This is a genomic window from Salipiger sp. 1_MG-2023 (genome assembly GCF_030547555.1).
Lineage (GTDB): Bacteria > Pseudomonadota > Alphaproteobacteria > Rhodobacterales > Rhodobacteraceae > Salipiger.
Genome location: NZ_JAUOQN010000033.1, coordinates 1 through 22358 on the forward strand (window position 1 = coordinate 1; position 22358 = coordinate 22358).

A 22358-nucleotide genomic window follows, 5' to 3' on the forward strand; every position below is an offset into this window, starting at 1 on the left:
CTCAGGGTGTGTTTCTTGTCTGTCATGAGGCTCATCTTTTGAGAGTTTTACTCTCCGGTAAACACGGGGCGGTTCAGAATGCCATAATCAACACCTCCAAAATCAAGGTGTTGCGATGACCGGTCGAATCCGCCCAATTCACCAGCACCGATGTCACCGACGTGCTGTGCGATGCGAAGGTCAAAATCTCGATGGCGATGGCGTAGCGCCGCTTGGCTTCCGGCCAGTCCTTCGTGCGCAGCGATGCTTTGGCGTGTGGTCAGCTACGCCTGACTGATGCGCTCTCCGACCGAGGTGGCAACGGTGGTTCCGCTTGCCTTGCTGGCCACGTCTTTGGGCACGTGAAGCCGGAGGTCGAATGTCGATCCGATCAGGACGGGTTGGGGCATAGCACATCTCATCGTGTCCCGCCTCTATGTACCAGTGAGGCGGCGCAAAGCTCTGATAAACAGGAATTTTAGTGATTCCAATGAGTTTAAGTGGTGCTGCTGGAGAGAATTGAACTCTCGACCTCTCCCTTACCAAGGGAGTGCTCTACCTCTGAGCTACAGCAGCGCCGTCCACCGTGTGGCCCGTTGTGCCATCTGGTGTGGGCGGGTCTCTAAAGGCAAAGTTCAAAGCGCGCAAGCCCCTTCTGGACGGTTTTTTCACGCTGCTTTAAAGAAGGTCCATGAAGCGCAAGACAGCCAGCCCTAAATCAGGGAAACCAGACCGTGAGGCGCGGCTCAAAGCCGCGCTCAAGGCGAATCTTGCCCGGCGCAAGCAGCAGGCGCGGGCGCGGCAGGATGAAAAGCCCCAAGAGGCGCAGAGCAGCGAGAAGGACACAGAATAGATGGATTCCATCGTCGTTACCGGGAACGGCCCGCTTTCAGGCCAGATCCCCATTGCAGGTGCCAAGAACGCCTGCCTGACCCTCATGCCCGCGACGCTGCTGTCGGACGAGCCGCTGACGCTGACCAATGCGCCGCGCCTGTCGGACATCCGCACCATGACCACGCTGCTGCAATCGCTGGGGGCCGAAGTGTCGGGGTTGCAGGACGATCAGGTGCTCGCGATGTCGAGCCACGATCTGACCTCGACTCGCGCCGAATATGACATCGTGCGCAAGATGCGTGCGTCGATTCTTGTGCTTGGCCCGCTGCTGGCGCGTCATGGCGAGGCGCAGGTGTCGCTGCCCGGCGGCTGTGCCATTGGCGCACGCCCCGTCGATCTGCATCTGCGCGCGCTAGAGGCGCTGGGGGCAGAGCTTGACCTGCGCGAGGGCTATGTCCATGCCAAGGCCCCGATCGGCGGGCTGCACGGCGGGATCATCGAATTCCCCTTCGTTTCGGTCGGCGCGACGGAAAACGCGCTGATGGCCGCAACGCTGGCCAAGGGCACCACCGTCATCAAGCGCGCCGCGCGCGAGCCGGAGATCGTCGATCTGGCGCAATGCCTGCGCAAGATGGGCGCGCAGATCGAAGGCGAGGGCACCGACACCATCACCGTTCAGGGCGTCGACCGGCTGGGCGGGGCGACTCACCGGGTGGTCACCGACCGCATCGAACTGGGCACCTACATGCTTGCCCCGGCGATTTGCGGCGGCGAGGTGGAATGTCTTGGCGGCACCATCGCGCTGGTCGAAGCCTTCTGCCACAAGCTTGACGAGGCGGGGATCTCGGTCGAGGAAACGCCGTGCGGGCTCAAGGTCGCGCGCAAGACCGGCGTCGTGAAGGCGATCGATGTGACCACCGAGCCGTTCCCCGGCTTTCCGACCGATCTTCAGGCGCAGATCATGGCATTGCTGTGCACCGCAGAGGGCACGTCGGTGCTGGAGGAAAAGATCTTTGAGAACCGCTTCATGCACGCGCCAGAGCTGCTCCGCATGGGCGCACGCATCGATGTTCACGGCGGCACCGCCACGGTGACCGGGGTGGACCGGCTGAAGGGCGCGCCGGTGATGGCCACCGATCTGCGCGCCAGCGTGTCGCTGATTCTTGCCGGGCTGGCTGCCGAGGGCGAAACCGTGGTGAGCCGGGTGTATCATCTGGATCGTGGCTATGAACATGTGGTGCGCAAGCTTTCGGGTGTGGGCGCAAAGATCGAACGGGTGAAAGACGCGTGAGTGATGCAAGATTCGAAGACGCTGGCGGCGCGCCGCTGAACCTTGGCGCGATGGACGCCGATGATCTGACCGTGCTGTCGGCGCTGCTTCAGGATGCGGTGCTGACCGCGTCGGACATCGCATGGCAGAAACGCCACCGGCGGCTGGCGCTGCTGGTGAACCGGCTGCGGCGCGAGGATGGCGTGCATGTCTCGCCCCCCGAACGGGTGCGCGCGATGCTGACGGTCGAAAACGTGTTGGGGGTTTCGGCGCAGGGCGTTACGCCGGGCGACACGGATACGGTGCTGTCGATCCTGTCGGTCAGCTTCGAGCCGGGCGAAGAGGGCAGCGGCCATGTGCTGTTCACCCTCGCCGGAGACGGTGCGCTGCGGGCAAAGGTCGAGGCGCTGGAACTGGGGCTGCGCGACGTCACGCGCCCCTATGCGGCAGTGTCGGGCAAGCTGCCCGATCACGGCGATTAACGCTTTTGCCCCGCGCGGCATATGCCGCAAAGATGACGGGGCGGGGTTGCCGGGCTGGCCCCGCCGCCTTAGAGGCTTGCGCAGCTTGCGAAAGGATACGTGATGCCGGTGTTTCTTGACACGTCCGAGCCCGATTTCGAGATTGAATTCGCGCGGCTGCTCACCGCCAAGCGCGAAGACAGCCCCGATGTCGACGACACCGTCGCGGCGATCATCGCCGAGGTGCGCGCGCGCGGCGATGCGGCGCTGCTTGACTATACCGCGCGCTTCGACAGGCTGGAGCTGACGGCAGAGCAGCTGCGCTTTACCCCCGAAGAGATCGCCGCCGAATGCGCCAAGGTCTCTGCCGAGGAACGCGCCGCGCTGGAAAAGGCCGCCGAGCGCATCCGCGCCTATCACGTGCGCCAGATGCCCGATGACGCCCGCTGGACAGACCCCGACGGCGCGACGCTGGGCTGGCGCTGGTCGCCGGTTTCGGCAGCGGGGCTGTATGTGCCGGGCGGGCTGGCAAGCTATCCCTCTTCGGTGCTGATGAATGCGATCCCGGCCAAGGTGGCGGGGGTCGAGCGGCTGTGCATCACCGTGCCGACCCCGGACGGCGTGATCAATCCCGCCGTGCTTCTGGCCGCCCGCATCGCCGGGGTCGACGAGATTTACCGCCTTGGCGGCGCGCAGGCCATCGCCGCGCTGGCCTATGGCACGCAAAGCGTTGCGCCGGTCGACAAGATCACCGGGCCGGGCAATGCCTTCGTGGCGGCGGCCAAGCGGCGGGTGTTTGGCAAAGTCGGTATCGACATGATCGCCGGTCCGTCCGAGATTCTGGTGATCGCCGATGCCGACAATGATCCCGAATTCATCGCGCTCGACCTGTTGAGCCAGGCCGAGCATGACGAAAGCGCCCAGTCGATCCTTGTCACCACCGATGCCGCCTTTGGTCAGGCGGTCGCGGCCGAGATCGACCGCCAGCTTCAGGTGCTGGAGCGCTCGGTCATCGCCGGTGCAAGCTGGCGCGATTATGGCGCGGTGATCGTGGTTCGGGATCTGGACGAGGCGGCGGCACTGTCCGACCGCGTCGCGCCAGAGCATCTGGAACTGTGCGTCGCCGATCCGGTGGCGCTGTCGGAACAGATTCACCATGCGGGCGCGATCTTTCTGGGGCAATGGACTCCCGAGGCCATTGGCGATTACGTCGGCGGGCCAAACCACGTGCTGCCGACGGCGCGCTCGGCGCGGTTCTCGTCGGGGCTGTCGGTGCTGGATTTCCTCAAGCGCACGACGCTGGCGCAGATGTCGCCGCAGGCGCTGCGCGCCATCGGCCCGGCCGCCGAAACCCTTGCGACGTCGGAAAGCCTTCAGGCCCACGGGCTGAGCGTCACCGCGCGGCTGCGCAAGCTCAACGGCTGATCGCGGCGCTCGTCTGCGCGGCCTCGGGGGTGCCGGGGTCCGGCGCGGGCAGGGCGCTGGCCGGACCGACCAACATCAGCATGGCGTCTTCGCAGCGGAAATAGGCGTCATGCACGCCGGCGAGTTCGAAGATGCTCAGCCCCCGCGGCAAGCGCGGGCTGCGCGAGGCGGCAAAGACGCGCGCACGCTTCTCACCAAAGCCGCCGCCTTCCGTGCGCCGCCGCGGTACCGGCACGCGCGAGCTGAGCATGTCCTTGGCGAAGACGATGTCGATCCAGCCCTTCAGGCGGGTCGGAGCCTCGTAGCACTTGGCGATCTCGGCTTCGATCAGCGGCTCCTGCTGGGTCATCAGCCCCAACATCGAGCCCCATGTGAACAGCACCACGCCGTCATTGCGATCGCCGAATTCCGCCAGCGCATCCACCGCGATGACCCCGCCCAGCGAATGGCCGACCACGTAGATCTCATCGTAGTGCACGGTTGGGTTGGTCTCGAGCTGGTCGAGCAGATCCAGCACCCGCCGGCGGGTCATCGCCCGGATGCTCGCAGGCTGCCCGCTTTGCGGCTCGTCGCGCAGATCGGCCTTGAGATGGGCCGCGATGCTGAAAAACTCTCAAGAAACCCGGTGCTCCAGACAAGTAGCAAGTTTGCCATCACCGTTTCCGTCAGCAGCGCCGCGCCAGCAGCCAGTCCCACGCCAGCCACCGGTGTAATGGCTCAGCGCGACGGTTTGCCGGTCACGCTCCTGAGAGCGCATCTTGCGACCAAAGCCGGGCACCAGTACGAATGCGCGGTTGCTCATGGCGTTTCCCCTGAAAAGCTGTCATGCGATGAAAACCTGTGGTGTAAATGCGCTGTGAGCCTAGCACGAAACACGCTATGCGGGAATAACCCCGGCGGCGGGCCATCGCGGTTGCGCCGGTTGCGGGGGCGCGCTACCACTTCGCGACCCGCTGAAGGATGCCGCTCATGAGCCACATCTCGCAGATCGTCCTTGACGATGCGAACCTGCCGCCGCCCACGCCCGAGATCGAGCAGGAGCGCAAGGTGGCGATGTTCGACCTTATGGAAGAGAACAGCTTTACGCTGCCAATGCGCGACGAGCGCGAGGTGCCCGCCGGGCCCTATACGCTGGCCCTCGCCATCCGCGAAAAGCGCCTCGTGTTCGACGTGGCCAGTGAAAGCGGCGAACCCTGCGCCGAATTCCACCTGTCGCTGTCGCCCTTCCGCGAGGTGGTGCGCGACTATTTTCAGATCTGCAAAAGCTACTTCGATGCGGTCAAGACCGCGACGCCCGGCCAGATCGAAACCATCGACATGGCCCGGCGCGGCATTCACAACGAAGGTGCGCGCATCCTGCAAGAGCGGCTGGAGGGCAAGGCCGATGTCGATGACGCCACCGCGCGCCGCCTCTTCACGCTGATCTGCGTGCTGCATTTCGGAGGCTGACATTTGGCCAGCCTGCCTCAATCGGTGCTTTTTTGTTGTGACCACAATGCCGTCCGCTCGCCCATGGCCGAGGGGATCATGAAAAAACTCTATGGCTTTGAAAGCTATGTACAGTCGGTCGGGGTGGTCAACGATCTCGATGTCGACGGCTTTGCCATTTCGGTGTGCCGCGAAATCGGGGTCGAGCTTGATCATCACAAGTCGCGCAGCTTTGACGAGCTTGAAGAGATGGGAGAGGCGCTGTCGGGGTTCGATCTGATCGTCGCCATGTCGCCCGCCTCGCAGCGCGCGGCGCTGGACCTCACCCGTTTCTACCACTTGACGGTGGAATACTGGCCGATCATGGATCCGACGGGGCTGGGCGAAACCCGCGAGACCAAGCTCAACGCCTATCGCCAGACCCGCGACCAGATCCGAGAGAAACTCAAGAGCCGATGGGGAGCCACATGAGCGCCACCGACACGATCCGCGCCTATTTCGAAGCCTTCAACTCCGGCGACACCGAGGCGATGCTGGCCTGCCTCGACCCCGAGGTGGCCCATCACGTCAACGAGGGGCAGGTGCGCATCGGTAAGGTCAAATTCGCCGAATTTTGCGCCCATATGAGCCATTGCTACGCTGAAAATCTCACCGACATGGTGATCTTCGAAGCCGAGGGCGGCAGCCGCGCCGCCGCCGAATTCACCGTGAACGGCACCTACCTCAAGACTGACGCCGGCCTGCCCGAGGCGCGAGGCCAGACCTACCGCCTACCCGCCGGATCGTTCTTCAGCCTCAAGGGGGGCAAGATCACCCGCGTGGTGACCTATTACAATCTCGCAGACTGGACCCGTCAGGTTTCCTGATGCGCGTCGAGGTTCTGACAGGCGCCGCGCTGGACGCGGCGATTGACGACGTTGCCCACCTGCGGATCTCGGTGTTTCGCGCGTTCCCGTATCTCTACGACGGTGATCTCGCCTACGAGAGGCGCTATCTCGAAGCCTATCGCGGCACCGGTCGGGCGGTTCTGGTCGGGGCCTTCGATGGCACCCGCCTCGTCGGGGCGGCGACCGGCACGCATATGCTGGATCATGCCGAGGAATTCTCCGGAGCCTTCGAGGGCCATGGCATCGACCTGACAACGGTTTTCTACTGCGCCGAATCCGTATTGCTGCCAGTGTATCGCGGGCAGGGCGCCGGACATCGGTTCTTTGATCTGCGCGAGGCGCATGGCCGGGCGCTGGGCTGTACCCTGAGCGCGTTTTGCGCGGTGCAGCGCCCGGCGGATCATCCGCTGCGGCCCGCCAGCTACGCCCCGCTCGACCCGTTCTGGCGCAAGCGGGGCTATGCGCCCCTGCCGGATGCGGTTGCGACATTCCGCTGGAAGGACGTGGGCGAGACGCAGGAAACCGACCACCCCCTGCAATTCTGGATCAGACCTCTCGATCCGCAAACATCTTCTTCTGGCCTTAAATATCCCGGGGTCCGGGGCAGCGCCCCGGCTTCGCTCTCACCAACAGGACTCAAGCCATGAAACTTGCCACCGCCGCCTATCAGATGGATTTCCTCAATAGCTGGGACGATTACGTCGCCAAGCTCACCGAATGGGTGTCCGAGGCGGCCAGCAATGGCGCCGAGCTGATGGTGTTTCCCGAATTTGGCTGCATGGAGCTTGCAACGCTAAAGGGGCGGGCCACGGCGATGGATCTCGAAGCCTCGCTACACGCCGTGAATGAGCTGATCCCGCGGGTCGATGCGCTTCATGCCGAGCTTGCAAAGGCGCATGGCGCCCATATCCTTGCCGCATCGGCGCCGGTCTTCGATCCGGCCTATGGTCCGCGCCCGGTGAATCGTGCCCGGTTCTTCGCTCCTTCAGGCGCCATGGTGGTTCAGGACAAGCAGATCATGACCCGTTTCGAGCGCGAAGACTGGGACGTTGTCCCCGGTTGCCCGTTGCAGCTCTTCGACACCAGCCTCGGGAAGATCGGCATCCTGATCTGCTACGACAGCCAGTATCCGCTTCTGGGCCGGGCGCTGAGCGAGGCGGATATGATCCTCGTGCCCTCGACCACCGAGGCCGCCTATGGATTCAACCGCGTGCGTTCGGGGTGCCGGGCGCGAGCGATCGAACAGCAATGCATCACCGTGATGTCCTCGACCGTCGGGGATTGCGATTGGTCGACCTCCGTCGAAACCAGCCGGGGCAGGGGTGGCGTCTTTGGCCCGCCCGACACCGGCTTCCCCGAGGACGGGATCATCGCGCAGGGGGTCATGGACCGGCCCGGCTGGACCTATGCTGACGTTGATCTTGACGCGGTGGCGCGGGTCCGCAAGGATGGAGTCGTGCTCAACCGCACCCACTGGGACGAGCAGGCCGGACGGGATCACCCCGCCGAATTGCGGAGCCTTTCGTGATTTCGCTATTCTAGCCTTGAAAAGCCGCGCGTTTGGGCGCATATCCTGACGCGTTCCGCGAGCTTTGGCGGAATAGCGACTTCAGGAGACGACATGGCCAAGGAAGACACTCTCGAATTCCCCGGCGTCGTAAAGGAACTCCTGCCCAACGCGACATTCCGGGTCGAACTCGAGAACGGCCATGAAATCATCGCGCACACGGCAGGCAAGATGCGGAAAAACCGCATCCGCGTTCTGGCAGGCGACCGGGTCCAGGTGGAAATGACCCCTTACGATCTGACCAAGGGTCGGATCAACTACCGCTTCAAGTAAGCCTCGCATGGGCCTGAAGACACCGGCAAACTCCGCTTTGCGGACCATGTTCGCGCGGGCCCGCGCATGAAACTGATCCTTGGATCGGGCAGCCCCCGGCGGCGCGAGTTGCTCGCTCAGCTCGGGCTGACCCCGTCGGAGATCCGCCCCCCCGACATCAACGAAATGCCGCGCAGGAACGAGCTGCCGCGCCCCTATTGCGTGCGACTCGCCCGCGAGAAGGCCGAGGCGATCGCCTGCGGCGACGGCGAGCTGGTGCTCTGCGCCGACACCACCGTTGCGCTGGGGCGGCGAATCCTCGGTAAGCCCGAAGATGCCGCCGAGGCGCGCCGTTTCCTCGATCTGCTGTCGGGGCGGCGGCACAAGGTGATCACTGCCGTTGCTGTCAAGCGCGGCGATCGGATCTGGCAGCGCGACGTCGTCACCGATGTGCGCATGAAACGCCTGTCTGCGCCCGAGATTGCAAGCTACGTCGCCAGCGGTGACTGGCAGGGCAAAGCGGGCGGCTACGGCATTCAGGGGCCTGCCGGGGCGTTCATTCCGTGGATCTCGGGCAGTTTTCCGGCCGTTGTCGGCCTGCCGCTGGCCGAGACCGCCAATCTTTTGCAGGCAGCGGGATTTCCGCTATACGAGGGGTCATGAAGGGACGCACCATTGCACTTGGCGCGATCGACGGGGCCGAAGCGGCCGCGCTGATCGTCGACGGCCAGCTTCACGACCTGCTTGTCGACAGCGATCATCCCCGCCCGGGCACGATATATCGTGCCGTGGCGCTGCGCCCGATGAAGGGGCAGGGCGGGATGTTCCTTGAAACCCCGGATGGCAATGCGTTTCTGCGGCAGGTCAAGGGGCTTGCGCCGGGCCAGCCGCTGCTGGTTCAGGTCAGCGGTTATGCCGACCCGGGCAAGGCGATTCCGGTCAACACGCGCCTGCTGTTCAAATCTCGCTATGCCATCGTCACCCCCGGCGCGCCCGGCATCAATGTCTCGCGCCAGATCCGCGATGACGATCTGCGTGAGACGCTGCTGGAAATCGCCCATGATGTGATGGAGGGCGAGCATGGGCTGATCCTGCGCTCGTCCTGCGCCGAGGCCCATCCGCAGGATATCGCCGAGGATATCGCGGCCATGGTGCAGCTTGCGGCGCAGGTGCTGGCAGATGAGTCCGGCGCGGCCGAGGTGCTGGTCGAGGGCGATAGCCCCCACATCCACGCCTGGCGTGAATGGACCGCCGACGAGATCGACGACAGCGCGGAAAGCTTCGATGCGCATGGCGTGCTTGACATGATCGACGCGCTGCGCGGGCCTCTTGTGCCGCTGGCCGGGGGCGGGTCGATGTATATCGAGCCGACGCGCGCGCTGGTCGCGGTCGATATCAATACCGGTGGCGATACGTCGCCCGCTGCCGGGCTCAAGGCCAATATGGCGGCGCTGCGCGAGCTGCCGCGGCAGCTGCGGCTGCGCGGGCTTGGCGGGCAGGTGCTGGTCGATCCGGCCCCCGCGCCCAAGAAGGACCGCCGCCAGATGGAGCAGGTGCTGCGCGCCGCGCTCAAGCAGGACGCGACCGAAACCATCATCGCTGGCTGGACGCAACTGGGGCTGATCGAGCTTCAGCGCAAGCGCGAGAGGGTTCCACTGGCAGAGATCCTGGCATGAGCTGCCCGATCTGCGCCCGCGAAACCGATCCGAAATACCGCCCGTTCTGCGGCAAACGCTGCGCGGATGTGGACCTTGCGAAATGGATGACGGGCAGCTACGCGATTCCGTCAACCGACCCCGACGACGTCGAAGACGCCATCGAGGCCGCAGAGCGCGCCCGAGACGAGGATACCAGACATTGACCGCCATCACACCCGCATTGCTGGATGACATCCGTGGCAAGTTCGCCCATGTCGATACCTGCCCCTTTACCGGGCCGCGGGTGTTCTTTGAGAACGCCGGCGGGGCGCTGACGCTGAAATCGGTGGTCGAGACCACGGCGAAATTTGCTGCCATCCCAGACAATCAGGGGCGCGACAATGCCGCGTCCCACGCGCTGGTGTCGGTGATCGACAAGGCGCGGGCGGATGCGGCGCTGTTTCTCAATGCGACCGGGGGCAAGATCATTGTCGGCGAAAGCGGCACAGAGCTGCTGTTCCGCCTGATCGCCGATGCCTGTCTTGGCAGCGAGGCGGGCGTGGTGCTTGGCTCGACGATCGAGCATCCGGCGTCGCGCAGCGCTGCCGCGCGCTGGTCGCAGGTGGCGGGCAAGCGCCATGTGCTGATCGCGCATGACGATGCGACCGGCACCGTGACGCCAGAGGCCTATGCCGCCGCCGTCACCCCCGATGTAAAGGTGGCGACGATCCTGCACACGTCGCCGGTGACTGGCATGGGCATGGATCTGCCCGGCATTGCCGCGGCGATCCGCGCGGTGGCGCCCGAGGCGCTGATTATCGTCGACGGCATCCAGCATGCCTGCCATGGCGGCATCGACGTGGCGGCGGCAGGGGTCGATGGCTATGTGATGTCTCCGTACAAGGTGTTTTCGCGCCACGGTTACGGGCTGGCATGGGCCTCGGAGCGGCTGAGCGCGCTGCGTCACAACGCCTTGATCGGCGCGCCGGAAGGATCGTGGGAGCTGGGCACGCGCGACACGGGGGCCTATGCGACCTTCTCCGACGTGGTCGGCTATTTCGACTGGCTTGGTGGACGGGTGTCGGACGCAACCGACCGCCGTGCGCGCATCGAGGCGGCAGGCCGCGCCATCCACGAGCATGAGGCGGCGCTGACCCACGCCATGCTGCACGGCACCGGCAACCTGCCGGGGCTGGCCGAAATGCCGGGCGTCGGGATCATCGGCGGGGTGGACAACCCCGCGCGCGAAGGGCTGGTGGGGTTTTATGTCGATGGCAAGGCCTCGGCCGAGATCGTTGCGGCATTGTCTGACGAGGGCATCCGGGTGCATACGCGCAAGGCCGATCACTATTCGGGCAACGTGCTGACGCCGCTGGGCAAACCCGATTGCGTGCGGGTCTCGCTGTGCCATTACAACACCGAAGGCGAGGTTGCGTCCTTCCTTGCGGCGATGACGCGGATACTGGGGTAAGAAAAGGGGGGCGCTGCCCCTCTGCCGCCGATGGCGGCATTCACCCCGGGATATTTTAAGCCAGAAGAAACCCGGGCGGCGTGACGATTGCAAGAGCGTTGCCAATCGTTGACGTTCAAACGAGTTTGACGACAGGACGGAGGCGCCGATGCCGCTAGATGATGCTGTTTTCCCTTTGATCCGGACGGTGGGGCTGGACGGGATGCTGGTGAGCTTTGGCGACCGGCTGAGCGAGCCTGCCAATCGCGCCGCCATTGCCTTTCGCGCCGCGCTGGACGCGCAGGGCTGGGAGGGCATCGAGGAGAGCTCGTCTTCGCTGGTGTCCTGCTATGTGCGGTTCGATCCGCTGGTATTGGCGCATGCGGTGCTGCACGCCCGGCTTGATGAGCTGATCGCGGCGCGGGACTGGCTGGAGGCTGAACTGCCGCATGGGCGGATGTTGCATCGTATTCCCACGGTCTATGGTGGCACGTCAGGGCCGCAGCTTGCGGAGGCGGCGGCGGCGGCAGGCCTGTCCGAGGCCGAGGCGCTGGAGTCGCTTTCGGGCGCGCGGGTGCGGGTGACGGCGCTTGGGTTTGCGCCCGGACAGCCTTATCTTGGCGAGCTTCCCGAGTGCTGGGATATTCCACGCCAGCAAGCGCTGACGCCGCGCGTTCCGAAGGGGGCGCTGGTGGTGGCGATCCGGCAACTGGTGCTGTTTGGCGTGAGTGCGCCGACCGGCTGGCGGCATGTCGGGCAGACCGGCGCTGAGCTGTTCCGCGAGGGGGCCGAGCGGCCGTTTCTGCTGGCGCCGGGCGATGAGGTGGTGTTTCCGGCGGTGTCTGCCGAGGCGTTGCGCGGCATGGTGAATGGCGGCGTGAGCAGCGAGGTGTTGTCATGAGCCGTGTGCTGATCGTGCATCGTGCCGGCCCGGCGCTGACCTTGCAGGATGCGGGGCGTCCGGGATGGATCACCTACGGGCTGTCGAAGGGCGGCGCGATGGACCGGCTGGCGCTGGCCGAAGGCGCGGCGCTGCTTGGGCAGCGCGAGACGCTGGCGCTTGAGATGGGCGGCATGGGCGGGCTGTTCGAGGCGTCGCAGGACACGCGCATCGCCCTGAGTGGCGCGCCGATGCGGGCCAAGATCGACGGAGCGCCGGTGCTTTGGCACGCGGCGCACCTGCTGCCCAAGGGGGCGAAGCTGGATATCGGGCCTGCGACTTCGGGCGCTTATGGTTACCTGCATGTGGGCGGTGGTTTTGATGGACCCGAGGTGCTGGGGGCGCGCTCGGCGCATGTCACCGCCGGGCTGGGCGCTGCCATCGAGGCGGGCGCGCGCCTGCCGATCGGCCCGGACCGGGGCGGCGAGACCGGGCGCAAGCTGCCGGTTGCCGACCGTTTTTCCGGCGGAACGCTGCGGGTGGTGGAAAGCCTGCAGACCGCGCTGTTCCCGCCAGAGCAGGTGGCGCGGTTTGGCTCCGAAGGGTTTACCCGTGATGGCCGTGCCAATCGCATGGGGGTCAAGCTGAACCCCGATGGCGACGGCTATGGCGCGCTTGGCGGGCTGTCGGTGGTGTCCGAGGTGATCTCGCCCGGGGATATCCAGATGACCGGCGACGGGGCGCCCTTCGTGCTGATGGCGGAATGCCAGACCACCGGTGGCTACCCGCGCCTTGCCACCGTCATTCCTGCCGATCTGCCGCGCATTGCGCAGGCGCCGGCCGGGGCGCGGCTGGCCTTTCGCTTTGTGACGATCGACGAGGCGCTGACCGCCGAAGCCGCCTATCGAAAGCATATCAAGGATTTGCCGCGCAGCGTTCAGCCCATCGTGCGCCACCCCGCCGATGTGCCCGACTTGCTAAGCTACAAGCTGGTCAGCGGTTTTTCCAGCGGCGATCACCACGACCATTAGGAGCACATCATGACTTGCGTCGATCTCAATGCCGACATGGGCGAAAGCTTTGGTCCCTGGAAAATGGGGCAGGACGATGAGCTGCTGTCGGTGATCACCTCGGCCAATATCGCCTGCGGCATGCATGCCGGCGACTGGGATGTGATGGCTGCAACCCTGCAGAGCGCCGTGACAAACGGCACTGGCATCGGTGCGCATCCCGGCTTTCCCGACCTTCAGGGCTTTGGACGCCGCCGGATGCAGATTTCCGGTGCGTCACTGGGCAATCTGGTCGCCTATCAGCTGGGGGCGGCGCAAGCGATGGCGCGGGCGGCGGGCGGCAAGGTGCGCCATCTCAAGCTGCACGGCGCGCTGGCCAATATGTGCGCCGAGGATGCCGCGTTGGCCCGGGCCGCCTATGAGGGCGCGCTGCGGGTCGATCCCGAAATCATCATCATGGTGCTTGCCGCGACTGCGCAGCAAGAGGCGGTGCAGGCGCTGGGCTGCTCTTGGGCGGGCGAGATCTTTGCGGATCGGGCCTATAATGACGATGCGACGCTGGTGGATCGCTCCTTGCCCGGCGCGGTCATCCATGACCCCGATCAGGCGGCTGAGCGCATGGTCCGGATGGTGCAGGCCGGTGCGATCATCACCGAAAGCGGCAAGCACATTCCGGCGGCGGTCGACACCATCTGCCTGCATGGCGATGGCAAGACCGCGCTGCTGATCGCTCGCGCCGTTCGCAGCGCGCTTGAAGCGGCCGGAGTGACGTTGAAGGTCTTCCCCGGCCGTGGCTAGATCACTTGGCGCAGGCGGGTGGTCTGGTCGGCGGTCTGTGTGATCAGCCCGCCGACGCCAGCGCTGGCGCGCGGCGTTTCCAGAGGCCTGCAAATCTGAAAACTACGGCCCCTCAATATGCTGTCTCTGTCGGGGCGGGGCCTGCGCGGCGGTAACGTCTTGTTAACCATTGCAGCGTAGCTCTGGTCGGAATGCTCAGGCGTTCGGGAGGATGACAGGCGCAAAATGGTGTATCCCCTGCACATGATATGGCCCCGGCCTGCGCTCCCGGGCGGGGGCCAACCGGCCACGGGTCTTGCGCAGACAGGGCGCGGCGTCTACGGGCAGAGTGACACCTTGCACGACCGGATCACCTTGACCCCATGAAAACCACGCATCTTGTTACCCATTCTGGCGGCTTTCACGCCGACGAACTGCTGTCTTCGGTCATCCTGACCCGACTGTTTCCGGAGGCAACGCTGATCCGCAGCCGCGATCCGAAATGGATCACCGCCGCGCCGGGGCGCATCATCTACGATGTCGGCGGGCAGTATGATCCGGCGCAGGGGGTGTTCGATCATCACCAGCGTCCGACGCCCGCGCGCCCATCCGGGCAACCGTTCAGCTCGTTCGGGCTGGTCTGGACCAGCTTTGGGCGCGATTACCTTGCGGCGCTGGGCGTCCCGGCAGGGGATATCGACGCGGTGCATGCCAGCTTCGATGACAGTTTCGTGCTGCCCATCGATCTGATGGACAATGGGGCCGTCGATCCGTCATCGGCCGGTCCGCTGCTGGCGCGGATGACGCTGCCGGTGCTGCTGGAAAGCCTCAAGCCGGTGTTCGACGATGCCGCCCCCGATGCGGACGATCGCGCCTTTGCCGAGGCGCTGCCCATCGCCCGCGCCTTTGTCGAGGCCAGCATCGCGCGCAGCGCGGCCAAGCTGCGGGCCGCGGGGATCGTGGCGGATGCCATCGCTGCGGCGGGGGATGGCGCCGTGCTGGAACTGCCGATGGGCATGCCCTTCCGCTCTGCCATCGAAGAGGCGGGCGCGGACCAGCTTTTGTTCGTGGTGCATCCGCGCAAGGTCGACTGGGCGCTGACCGGTATCCGCATCACCGAGAACACCTTTGAACAGCGGGCCGATCTGCCCGCCGCCTGGGCCGGGCTGAGCGACGCCGCGCTCGAAGCCGCCTGCGGCGTGCCGGGGGCAAAATTCTGCCATACCGGGCGTTTCCTCGCCATAGCCAGCAGCCGCGAGGCGGCGCTGCGCATGGCGGCGCTTGCCGTCGAGGACGCGGGCGCGCAGCACAAGGCCTGAGCGCGGCAGCCAGAACGCAAAAAAGGCCCGGACGTTACCGTCCGGGCCTTTGCATTTGTTCAGATCGTCAGGCGACGATCACAGCATGCCTTCCGCCTTGGCCCAGTCCAGCGCCTTGTCGAGCGCGCGGCCAAACCGGGCGAGGATCTCGGTGATGTCGTCTTCGGTGACGATCAGCGGCGGGCAGAAGGCCACCGTCTCGTAGACGTTGCGCACGATCAGCCCTTCTTCGGCGCACATCGCCACGACCTTGGCCGCCATCGCGCCCGCCGGTTCGAACGAGGTCTTGCTGGCGCGGTCCTTGGCCATTTCCACGCCTGCGATCAGGCCAACGCCGCGCACTTCGCCCACCAGCGGGTGATCGGCGAACTTGCGCAGACCCTCCTGAAACATCGGCTCCAGACGGGCGGCGTTGCCCATCAGATCCTTTTCTTCGATGATGTTCAGGTTTTCCAGACCCACGGCGCAGGCGACCGGGTGGCCCGAACCGGTGAAGCCGTGGCCAAACGTGCCCAGCTTGGCAGTGTTGTCGGCGATGGCGTTGTAAACCTTGTCGTTCACCACGATCGCGGCAAGCGGCATGTAAGACGAGGTCAGCTGCTTGGATGTCACCAGGATATCCGGGGTGAAGCCGTATTTCTGGCAGCCAAACGGCGCGCCGGTGCGGCCAAAGCCGTTGATGACCTCGTCGGCCACCAGCAGGATGTCATACTTGGCACATATCTCGGCGACGCCGGGCCAGTAGCCTTCGGGCGGGGTCATCACGCCGCCAGCGCCCATGACCGGCTCGCCGATGAAACCGGCGATGGTTTCGGGGCCTTCGGCGAGGATGGTGTCTTCAAGCTCCTGAAGCAGGCGGGCGGTGAACTCGGCCTCGGTCTCACCCTCGTTGCCGTATTTCCAGAAATGCGGCGTGGTCAGGTGGGTGACGGGGATCGCGGGCAGATCGAAATCGCGGTGGTTGCCGACAAGCCCGGTCAGCGAGCCCGATGCGATGGTGATGCCGTGATAGCCCTTGTTGCGGGCAAGGAATTTCTTCTTCTCGGGGCGGCCAAGGCCGTTGTTGAGGAACCACGCCATCTTGATGACGGTGTCGTTGGCCTCGGAGCCGGAGTTGGTGAAGAACACCCGGTTGAGCCCTTCGGGGGTCATCTCGACCAGCTTTTCGGCAAGGCGGATCGACGGCTCATGCGCCTTGTGCGCGAAGCTGTGGTAATAGGGCAGCTTCTTGAGCTGCTCATAAGCGGCTTCGGCAAGGCGGGGCTCGGAAAAGCCCACAGCGACAGACCACAGGCCGGCCAGTGCCTCGATGTATTCCTTGCCCTGATCGTCGTAGACGCGCGCGCCATCACCCTTGGTGATGATCATCGGCCCCTTTTCCTCATGCGCGCGCATGTTGGTGTAGGGGTGCATCGAATGGGCGATATCGGATGCGTGAAGCGAGTTGGGACGCTGGTTCATCTGGGTCTCCTGTTGGGATTGGGGGCAGAGACTCGGGGTCTCCGTTGCGGGCGAGTCTAGGGGATGAAGCGGGCAAAGGTCACGGAGAATTTGATCATATTTCCTCCAACCCGCACCACTCGGCGATGAAGAGGGCAATCGCGCCGGTGACGCGCTTGACCGAAGACAGGCTGACGCGTTCGTCAAAACCGTGGATCGCCTCGGAATAGGGGCCGTAAACGAGGCAGGGCGTCTTGCCATAGATCGCAAAGACCCGGCCGTCGAGATAGCCCGGCGTGACAAAGCTTTGCAGCGGCTGCGCGTAAGAGGCCAGATGGGCGCGGCCTAGCGTTGCTTCGGCCTCGGAGCCTTCTTCGAGAACGTAGCCTTCGGCAAAGAACCCGTTCCATGTGACCTGCGGCGGGTTGTTGGCGAGAAACGGCACCTTGGCCGCAGCGGCGCGCAAATGGTCTTCGATCTCGCGCGCGGCGTCGGCGGCGGATGTGCCGGGGTAAATCGCGATGCGGCAATCGATTTCGCACCACGCCGGCACCGAAGAGGCCCAGTCGCCGCCCGCGATCTTGCCGACGTTGAAGTTGATCGGGTGATCGAGCTCTTCAAAATAGCGGTGCTGGCTCTTGCGGGCGTTCCAGTCGGCTTCGAGCGCGCGCAGGGCGCGGATCACCTCGTAAGCCGCTTCGATGGCATTGGCGCCGCTGCCAGCCTCGCGCACATGGACAGGGGCACCCTGCACCCGAACGCGGAACCACAGCACGCCGGTATTGGCGCGCACCAGCTTGTCATCTTCGGGTTCGGGGATGATCGCGGCGTCGGCGTTGTAGCCGCGCAGCAAGGCGGCCAGCGCGCCATTGCCGGTGCATTCCTCTTCGACCACCGATTGCTGGTAGAGCGTGGCGGCGGGGCGATAGCCAAGGCGTTTCAACGCATCGACGGCAAAGACATTGGCCGCGATCCCCGCCTTCATATCGGCGATGCCGCGCCCGTAGAGCCAGTCTCCGTCGCGTTTCGGCTCGAAGGGCGGGGTTGTCCACATGTCGAGCGGGCCAGCGGGCACCACATCCATATGCCCGTTCAGCACAAGGCTGCGTCCGGTCTCGTTTTGCGGGCGCAGGGTGCCGACGACATTGATGGCATTGGAGTAATCGACATCGACCGGGGAAAAGCCGGGGTGGTCGCGGATGTCGTCGACCTCGATGGTCCAGCGGTCCATGGCATAGCCGCGTTTCGACAGCTCGCCATGCAGGAAATCCTGCGCGGTGGCTTCCTGCCCGCGCAAGGACGGGTAGCGGCCCAGAGCCTCGGTAAAGGTGATCTGTTCCTCGAAGCCCTCTTCGACCGAGGCAAGGATGCGCTGTGTCAGTTCGGAGGTCATTTTGCGCCGTCCATGAAACCGCTCAGGAACGATACCAGCGACTTGGTCAGATCGGGCGACAGGTAGCCGCCTTCCTGCACGATCACCGTGGGGTAACCGGCGGCGGCGATCATTTCCCCGGCGCGGCGGAAGCCGTCCCATGTGATTTTCATGCCTGCGAGCGGGTCGTTTTCATGCGCATCCAGACCAAGGCTGAGCAGCAGCGCGCCGGGTTTATGCGCGGCGATGGCATCGAGCGCCTTCGCGATGGTGTCGAGCCAGACGTCGTCGGTGGTGCTGCGTGGCAGCGGCAGGTTGAGGTTGAAGCCAAGCCCCTCGCCAAGGCCGGTCTCATAGCTGTGGCCGACGAACCAAGGGTAATAGCTGGTCGGGTCGGCATGGATCGAAACCGTCATGACATCGCCCCGGTCGTAAAAGATCGACTGGGTGCCGTTGCCGTGGTGCACGTCGATGTCCAGCGTCGCCACCCGGTCATGGCCTTCGCGCAGCCGCGCGGCGGCGATGGCCGAATTGTTGAGCAGGCAGTGCCCGGCGGCGATCTCGGCGCTGGAGTGGTGCCCGGCGGGGCGGCACAGCGCATAAGCGGCAGGCGCGCCGTTCAGCACTGCATCGGCGGCGGCGACGGCGCAATCGGCGGCGCGGCGGGTGGCGCGCCAGCTGTGCTGCCCGATGGGGGCCGATGTGTCGCCCATGTGCCAGCCGGCGCGCCCGGTGATATGCGACGGGTAGGTGGCCACAGATCTGTCGGGGAAGACATTGGGCACCACCTCGGGGCCGGCATCGGGCAGGGCCTGCCACTCGTCCCATGCGGTTTCAAGGAAATCGAGGAAATCGGGGGTGTGCACCGCTTCGAGCGTCTCGTCGGGCGCTTCGAAGGGTTCTTCTGGCGTCAGGCCAAGCTGAGAGAGCCCCGCCAGAAGCAGGCGCGCGCGCTCGGGCAATTCCGCGTTGCGCTGCACCTTGCCGTGGGTCAGGCGGAAGATCGGGTCATGCGCCTCGGTTTCGGGGGCGTAAAAGCATCTCATTTTGGGCTCTCGTCTTCCAGTTTGCGGAATTGCTCGGTCACCAGCGTGCGGGCGACATCGAGGTGGTAGAACATGGCGTCCACGGCATCCTGTTCGCAGCCCGATTGCAAGGCCTCTAGGATCGGAACATGGGTTTCGGCCAGCCTGTGCGCATCTTCATAGAGCTTGCCGATCAGCACGATGGTCAGTTCGGTTTCCAGCGCGATCTGCTCGAAGGTGCGCAAAAAGCGCGGATTGCCCGAGCCGTTGCAGATCAGCCGGTGGAATTGCATGTCGGCCTCGACATGGGTCAGCATGTCGTGCGGCGGGCCGGCCAGACGCCGCAGTTCTTCGATCTGCGCGGCAAGCGCCGGGCCGGTATCGCCCAGCCCTTCGCGGATCAGCCGGCGCACCGCCGCCAGTTCGATCACGATGCGGAACTCGTACAGATTGTCGAGCTCGGTCGCGGTGAACTTGCGCACGAAAAAGCCGCGGTTGGCATAATAGGTCACGAGGCCGGAGTTTTCCAGCAGCCGCGCCGCTTCGCGCACCGGGGCGCGCGAAGTGCCCAGTTGCTTGGCCACCACCGATTCGCTCAGCCGGGTTCCCGGAGTCAGCTGCCCCGTCACGATGGCCTTGCTGAGCAGCCGGGCCACACGCTCGACCAGCCCCTCGCGGCCGAGGGGGGCAAAGCCGTCCTGCTCTGTGATCTTGTCCATGTCGCGGTCTCGAAAGCCTGAATTTTCAGCCACGCTAGGGGTAAATTGATGTATTGTCGACAATCGACTTGACGAAAGCTGTCAAAATGACCTTCCTTTGCCCAAGACCTCAGCACCGGAGACCGACATGCCCGATGGGATGACCGCCACCAGCACCTCTGACCTGCGCCGCGATCTGGCCGCCGCCTATCGGCTGATCGCGCATTTCGGCATGGACGACGGTATCTATACCCACATCTCGGCGCGGCTCCCGGATGGGCCGGAGGGCGAAAAGCGATTCCTGCTCAATCCCTACGGGCTGCGCTTCGACGAGGTGACGCCGGACAATCTGGTGACCGTCGACGAGACCGGCACGGTGATCGACGACCCTTACGGCGCGGGCGTCAACGAGGCGGGGTTCACCATTCATTCGGCAGTGCACATGGCCCGGCACGATGCGGTCTGCGTGTTGCACACCCATACGGTGGCCGGGGTTGCGGTGTCGTCGGTGCAAGAGGGCCTGCTGCCGCTGAACCAGTGGTCGGCGCAGTTCTTTGGCCAGATCGTCTTTCACGATTACGAAGGCATCGCGCTGAACCTCGAAGAGCGCGCCCGCATCGTCGCCGATCTGGGCGACAAGCGGGTGATGCTGCTGCGCAACCACGGCACGCTGCTGCTGGGCCGCTCGGTCGCCGAGGCCGTGAAATACGCCATCAACCTCGAACGCTCCTGCAAGGCGCAGGTTGCGGCGCTGAGCATGGGGTTGACGCCGGTGGTGCTGCCCAATGACGTGGCCGCACATACCGCCGGGCAATATGCCCGCGCCTATGACAAGATGGAAGAGCAGGGCGGGCGCGACCCGGAATGGGCGGCCCTGCTGCGCCTGCTCGACGCAAAGATCCCCGGCTGGGCCGGGTAACACCACCCCCGGCAAACTGCCGGGATTTCCCGCGCGCCCGCAGCAAGACGGGCGGCGGCTTGCCGATAACGGACAACAGGGAACCGACAAATGAACAGTTTGAAAGCGACGACCTTTCTGATCGCCGCCGCGCTGGCCGCGCCTCTGGCGGCGCAGCAAGCGGGTGGGCGGCTTGATATCGTGGTGCAGCCCGAACCGCCGGGGCTGATGCTGGGCCTCGTGCAGAACGGCCCGACGCAACTTGTCGCGGGCGACATCTATGAGGGCCTGCTGCGCTATGACACCGATCTGAACCCGATGCCGGGGCTGGCCAAAAGCTGGGAGGTGGCCGAGGACGGGCTGACCTATACGTTCAAGCTGCAGGATGGCGTGACATGGCACGACGGCGAACCGTTCACCGCCGAGGACGTGGTGTTCAGCGCCGGAACCTTCCTGCCCGAGACCCACGCCCGCCTGCGCGCCTCGCTGGCCTATGTCGACACCATCACCGCGCTTGACCCGCTGACCGTCGAATTCAAGCTCAAGGAACCTTTCGGCCCGTTCATCAGCGTGTTCGAATCCGGCACCATGCCGATGGTCCCCAAGCACATCTACGAAGGCACCGATTTCGCCGCCAACGAGGCGAACAACACCCCCATCGGCACCGGCCCGTTCAAGTTCGATGAATGGGTCAAGGGCAGCTACATCCATCTCGTCAAGAACGAGGACTATTACGTCGACGGGTTGCCCTATCTCGACGAGGTCTATTACCGGGTGATCCCCGACGCCGCCTCGCGCGCCGTCGCCTTCGAGACCGGCGAAGTCGACGTGCTGCCCGGCGGATCGGTGGAGAACTGGGATGTGGCGCGCCTGACCGAGATGGAGAACGTCTGTTCGACCGGCAAGGGCTGGGAATTCTTCGCGCCCCATGCGTGGATGTGGCTCAACAACCGCGAAGGCCCGACCAGCGACGTGCGCTTCCGTCAGGCCATCATGTATGCGATGGACCGCGAGTTCATGCGTGACGTGGTGTGGAACGGGTTGGGCAAGGTGCCGACCGGGCCGGTGTCTTCGGCGACCAATTTCTATTCCGATGACGTGACGATCTATGACCACGACCCCGACAAGGCCAAGGCCTTGCTCGAAGAGATGGGCTATGACGGCAGCACCATCCGCCTGCTGCCGCTGCCCTACGGCGAGACATGGCAGCGCTGGGCCGAGGCGGTGCGCCAGAACCTCAGCGAGGTCGGCATCAATGTCGAGATCGACAGCACCGACGTTGCGGGCTGGAACGAGAAGACCTCGCAGTGGGACTACGACATGGCCTTCACGTACCTCTATCAGTACGGCGATCCGGCGCTGGGCGTGTCGCGCAACTACACCGCCGATCGCATCGAAAAGGGCAGCCCGTGGAACAACGTCGAAGGCTACGACAACCCCGAGCTGGACGCCAAGTGGTTTGCCGCGGCAACCATGACCTCGGCCGAGGAACGTCAGGCCGCCTATGACGAGATCCAGAAGGAAATCGTTGATGATGTGCCGGTGGCGTGGATGCTCGAACTCGAGTTCCCGACGCTCTATCGCTGCAACGTCCATGATCTTGTGACCACCGGCATCGGTGTGAACGACGGGCCGCGCAACGCCTGGATCGAAGAGTAAATCCTGCGGCCGGGCTGAAAAATCCAAGCTAGGAATTTTCTTCGCGCCCCGTCTTGGGGGTGCGCCCGGCCTTCCCCTAGCAAGAAGAGA

The 22358-nt window shown here is 64.9% G+C and carries 26 protein-coding genes and 1 tRNA gene; 20 read left to right on the forward strand and 7 right to left on the reverse strand.

The features are described from left to right. Positions 1–263: 263 nt before the first annotated feature. Together Q4543_RS15275 and Q4543_RS15280 are read right to left on the reverse strand one after the other, a co-directional pair. The gene (locus tag Q4543_RS15275; protein ID WP_303439476.1) at positions 264–389 is read right to left on the reverse strand and encodes a hypothetical protein; all 126 of its coding nucleotides are present in this window, start codon (positions 387–389) and stop codon (positions 264–266) included. 91 nt (positions 390–480) lie between these two features. Beyond that, a tRNA-Thr gene (locus Q4543_RS15280) sits at positions 481–555 on the reverse strand. 115 nt (positions 556–670) lie between these two features. On the opposite strand from Q4543_RS15280, the gene Q4543_RS15285 reads away from it, so the two are divergent. The 4 genes from Q4543_RS15285 to hisD all read left to right on the forward strand — a co-directional run bounded on the left by Q4543_RS15285 (position 671) and on the right by hisD (position 3969). Beyond that, a complete protein-coding gene (locus Q4543_RS15285) occupies positions 671–832 on the forward strand; it encodes a hypothetical protein (RefSeq protein ID WP_216003005.1) in 162 nt (53 codons plus the stop codon). Beyond that, complete coding sequence (murA, locus tag Q4543_RS15290; RefSeq protein WP_303439479.1) at positions 833–2104, forward strand: UDP-N-acetylglucosamine 1-carboxyvinyltransferase; 1272 nt, start codon at positions 833–835, stop codon at positions 2102–2104. Further along, positions 2101–2565: a DUF2948 family protein gene (locus Q4543_RS15295; RefSeq protein ID WP_303439481.1), complete on the forward strand. Its 465-nt coding sequence runs from the start codon at positions 2101–2103 to the stop codon at positions 2563–2565. Before murA ends, Q4543_RS15295 begins: the two co-directional genes overlap by 4 nt. A 102-nt stretch (positions 2566–2667) precedes the next feature. Next, positions 2668–3969, forward strand: coding sequence for a histidinol dehydrogenase (gene hisD, locus Q4543_RS15300; protein WP_303439482.1), 1302 nt, complete (start codon positions 2668–2670; stop codon positions 3967–3969). Here hisD and Q4543_RS15305 read toward each other — a convergent pair. Then, positions 3959–4501 (reverse strand): alpha/beta hydrolase, encoded by a 543-nt coding sequence (locus tag Q4543_RS15305; protein ID WP_303439484.1) that lies wholly within the window; start codon positions 4499–4501, stop codon positions 3959–3961. The two genes, hisD and Q4543_RS15305, sit on opposite strands and share 11 nt — an antisense overlap. Positions 4502–4938: 437 nt before the next feature. On the opposite strand from Q4543_RS15305, the gene Q4543_RS15310 reads away from it, so the two are divergent. The 14 genes from Q4543_RS15310 to Q4543_RS15375 all read left to right on the forward strand — a co-directional run bounded on the left by Q4543_RS15310 (position 4939) and on the right by Q4543_RS15375 (position 15176). Then, on the forward strand, positions 4939–5418 hold the full coding sequence (locus Q4543_RS15310) for a UPF0262 family protein (RefSeq protein WP_216003010.1): 480 nt from the start codon (positions 4939–4941) through the stop codon (positions 5416–5418). A 3-nt stretch (positions 5419–5421) separates the two neighbouring features. Then, positions 5422–5868 (forward strand): low molecular weight phosphatase family protein, encoded by a 447-nt coding sequence (locus Q4543_RS15315; RefSeq protein ID WP_303439487.1) that lies wholly within the window; start codon positions 5422–5424, stop codon positions 5866–5868. After that, the gene (locus Q4543_RS15320; RefSeq protein ID WP_303439489.1) at positions 5865–6263 is read left to right on the forward strand and encodes a ketosteroid isomerase-related protein; all 399 of its coding nucleotides are present in this window, start codon (positions 5865–5867) and stop codon (positions 6261–6263) included. The genes Q4543_RS15315 and Q4543_RS15320 overlap by 4 nt, the downstream gene beginning before the upstream one ends. Beyond that, on the forward strand, positions 6263–6931 hold the full coding sequence (locus Q4543_RS15325) for a GNAT family N-acetyltransferase (RefSeq protein ID WP_303439491.1): 669 nt from the start codon (positions 6263–6265) through the stop codon (positions 6929–6931). The genes Q4543_RS15320 and Q4543_RS15325 overlap by 1 nt, the downstream gene beginning before the upstream one ends. Beyond that, the gene (locus Q4543_RS15330) at positions 6928–7812 is read left to right on the forward strand and encodes a carbon-nitrogen hydrolase family protein (protein WP_303439493.1); all 885 of its coding nucleotides are present in this window, start codon (positions 6928–6930) and stop codon (positions 7810–7812) included. The genes Q4543_RS15325 and Q4543_RS15330 overlap by 4 nt, the downstream gene beginning before the upstream one ends. A gap of 93 nt (positions 7813–7905) precedes the next feature. Then, on the forward strand, positions 7906–8124 hold the full coding sequence (infA, locus tag Q4543_RS15335) for a translation initiation factor IF-1 (protein WP_005620785.1): 219 nt from the start codon (positions 7906–7908) through the stop codon (positions 8122–8124). Positions 8125–8190: 66 nt separating this feature from the next. After that, the gene (locus tag Q4543_RS15340; protein ID WP_303439522.1) at positions 8191–8766 is read left to right on the forward strand and encodes a nucleoside triphosphate pyrophosphatase; all 576 of its coding nucleotides are present in this window, start codon (positions 8191–8193) and stop codon (positions 8764–8766) included. Then, positions 8763–9779 carry a ribonuclease E/G gene (locus tag Q4543_RS15345; RefSeq protein ID WP_303439524.1) on the forward strand — a complete coding sequence of 339 codons (1017 nt, stop codon included), beginning with the start codon at positions 8763–8765 and terminating at the stop codon, positions 9777–9779. Before Q4543_RS15340 ends, Q4543_RS15345 begins: the two co-directional genes overlap by 4 nt. Next, a complete protein-coding gene (locus tag Q4543_RS15350) occupies positions 9776–9964 on the forward strand; it encodes a DNA gyrase inhibitor YacG (protein ID WP_303439526.1) in 189 nt (62 codons plus the stop codon). The genes Q4543_RS15345 and Q4543_RS15350 overlap by 4 nt, the downstream gene beginning before the upstream one ends. Then, the gene (locus Q4543_RS15355; protein WP_303439527.1) at positions 9961–11211 is read left to right on the forward strand and encodes an aminotransferase class V-fold PLP-dependent enzyme; all 1251 of its coding nucleotides are present in this window, start codon (positions 9961–9963) and stop codon (positions 11209–11211) included. The genes Q4543_RS15350 and Q4543_RS15355 overlap by 4 nt, the downstream gene beginning before the upstream one ends. 148 nt (positions 11212–11359) lie before the next feature. Further along, positions 11360–12091 (forward strand): allophanate hydrolase subunit 1, encoded by a 732-nt coding sequence (locus tag Q4543_RS15360; protein WP_303439530.1) that lies wholly within the window; start codon positions 11360–11362, stop codon positions 12089–12091. Next, positions 12088–13101, forward strand: coding sequence for a biotin-dependent carboxyltransferase family protein (locus tag Q4543_RS15365; protein WP_303439531.1), 1014 nt, complete (start codon positions 12088–12090; stop codon positions 13099–13101). Before Q4543_RS15360 ends, Q4543_RS15365 begins: the two co-directional genes overlap by 4 nt. Before the next feature lie 9 nt (positions 13102–13110). Continuing rightward, positions 13111–13878 (forward strand): LamB/YcsF family protein, encoded by a 768-nt coding sequence (locus Q4543_RS15370; RefSeq protein ID WP_303439532.1) that lies wholly within the window; start codon positions 13111–13113, stop codon positions 13876–13878. 362 nt (positions 13879–14240) lie between these two features. Next, positions 14241–15176 (forward strand): MYG1 family protein, encoded by a 936-nt coding sequence (locus Q4543_RS15375; protein ID WP_303439534.1) that lies wholly within the window; start codon positions 14241–14243, stop codon positions 15174–15176. A gap of 78 nt (positions 15177–15254) precedes the next feature. Here Q4543_RS15375 and Q4543_RS15380 read toward each other — a convergent pair whose 3' ends face one another. The 4 genes from Q4543_RS15380 to Q4543_RS15395 form a co-directional block, all read right to left on the reverse strand. Further along, positions 15255–16637 carry an aspartate aminotransferase family protein gene (locus Q4543_RS15380; protein ID WP_303439535.1) on the reverse strand — a complete coding sequence of 461 codons (1383 nt, stop codon included), beginning with the start codon at positions 16635–16637 and terminating at the stop codon, positions 15255–15257. A 94-nt stretch (positions 16638–16731) separates the two neighbouring features. After that, entirely contained in the window at positions 16732–18009 is a 1278-nt protein-coding gene (locus tag Q4543_RS15385) for an ArgE/DapE family deacylase (RefSeq protein WP_303439536.1), read from the reverse strand. Continuing rightward, positions 18006–19034 carry a histone deacetylase family protein gene (locus Q4543_RS15390; protein WP_303439537.1) on the reverse strand — a complete coding sequence of 343 codons (1029 nt, stop codon included), beginning with the start codon at positions 19032–19034 and terminating at the stop codon, positions 18006–18008. The genes Q4543_RS15385 and Q4543_RS15390 overlap by 4 nt, the downstream gene beginning before the upstream one ends. Then, complete coding sequence (locus Q4543_RS15395) at positions 19031–19732, reverse strand: GntR family transcriptional regulator (protein ID WP_303439538.1); 702 nt, start codon at positions 19730–19732, stop codon at positions 19031–19033. Before Q4543_RS15395 ends, Q4543_RS15390 begins: the two co-directional genes overlap by 4 nt. Positions 19733–19859: 127 nt before the next feature. On the opposite strand from Q4543_RS15395, the gene Q4543_RS15400 reads away from it, so the two are divergent. Together Q4543_RS15400 and Q4543_RS15405 are read left to right on the forward strand one after the other, a co-directional pair. Next, positions 19860–20630 carry a class II aldolase/adducin family protein gene (locus tag Q4543_RS15400; RefSeq protein WP_303439539.1) on the forward strand — a complete coding sequence of 257 codons (771 nt, stop codon included), beginning with the start codon at positions 19860–19862 and terminating at the stop codon, positions 20628–20630. Between the two features lie 90 nt (positions 20631–20720). Beyond that, entirely contained in the window at positions 20721–22268 is a 1548-nt protein-coding gene (locus Q4543_RS15405) for an ABC transporter substrate-binding protein (RefSeq protein ID WP_303439540.1), read from the forward strand. Positions 22269–22358 lie beyond the last annotated feature (90 nt).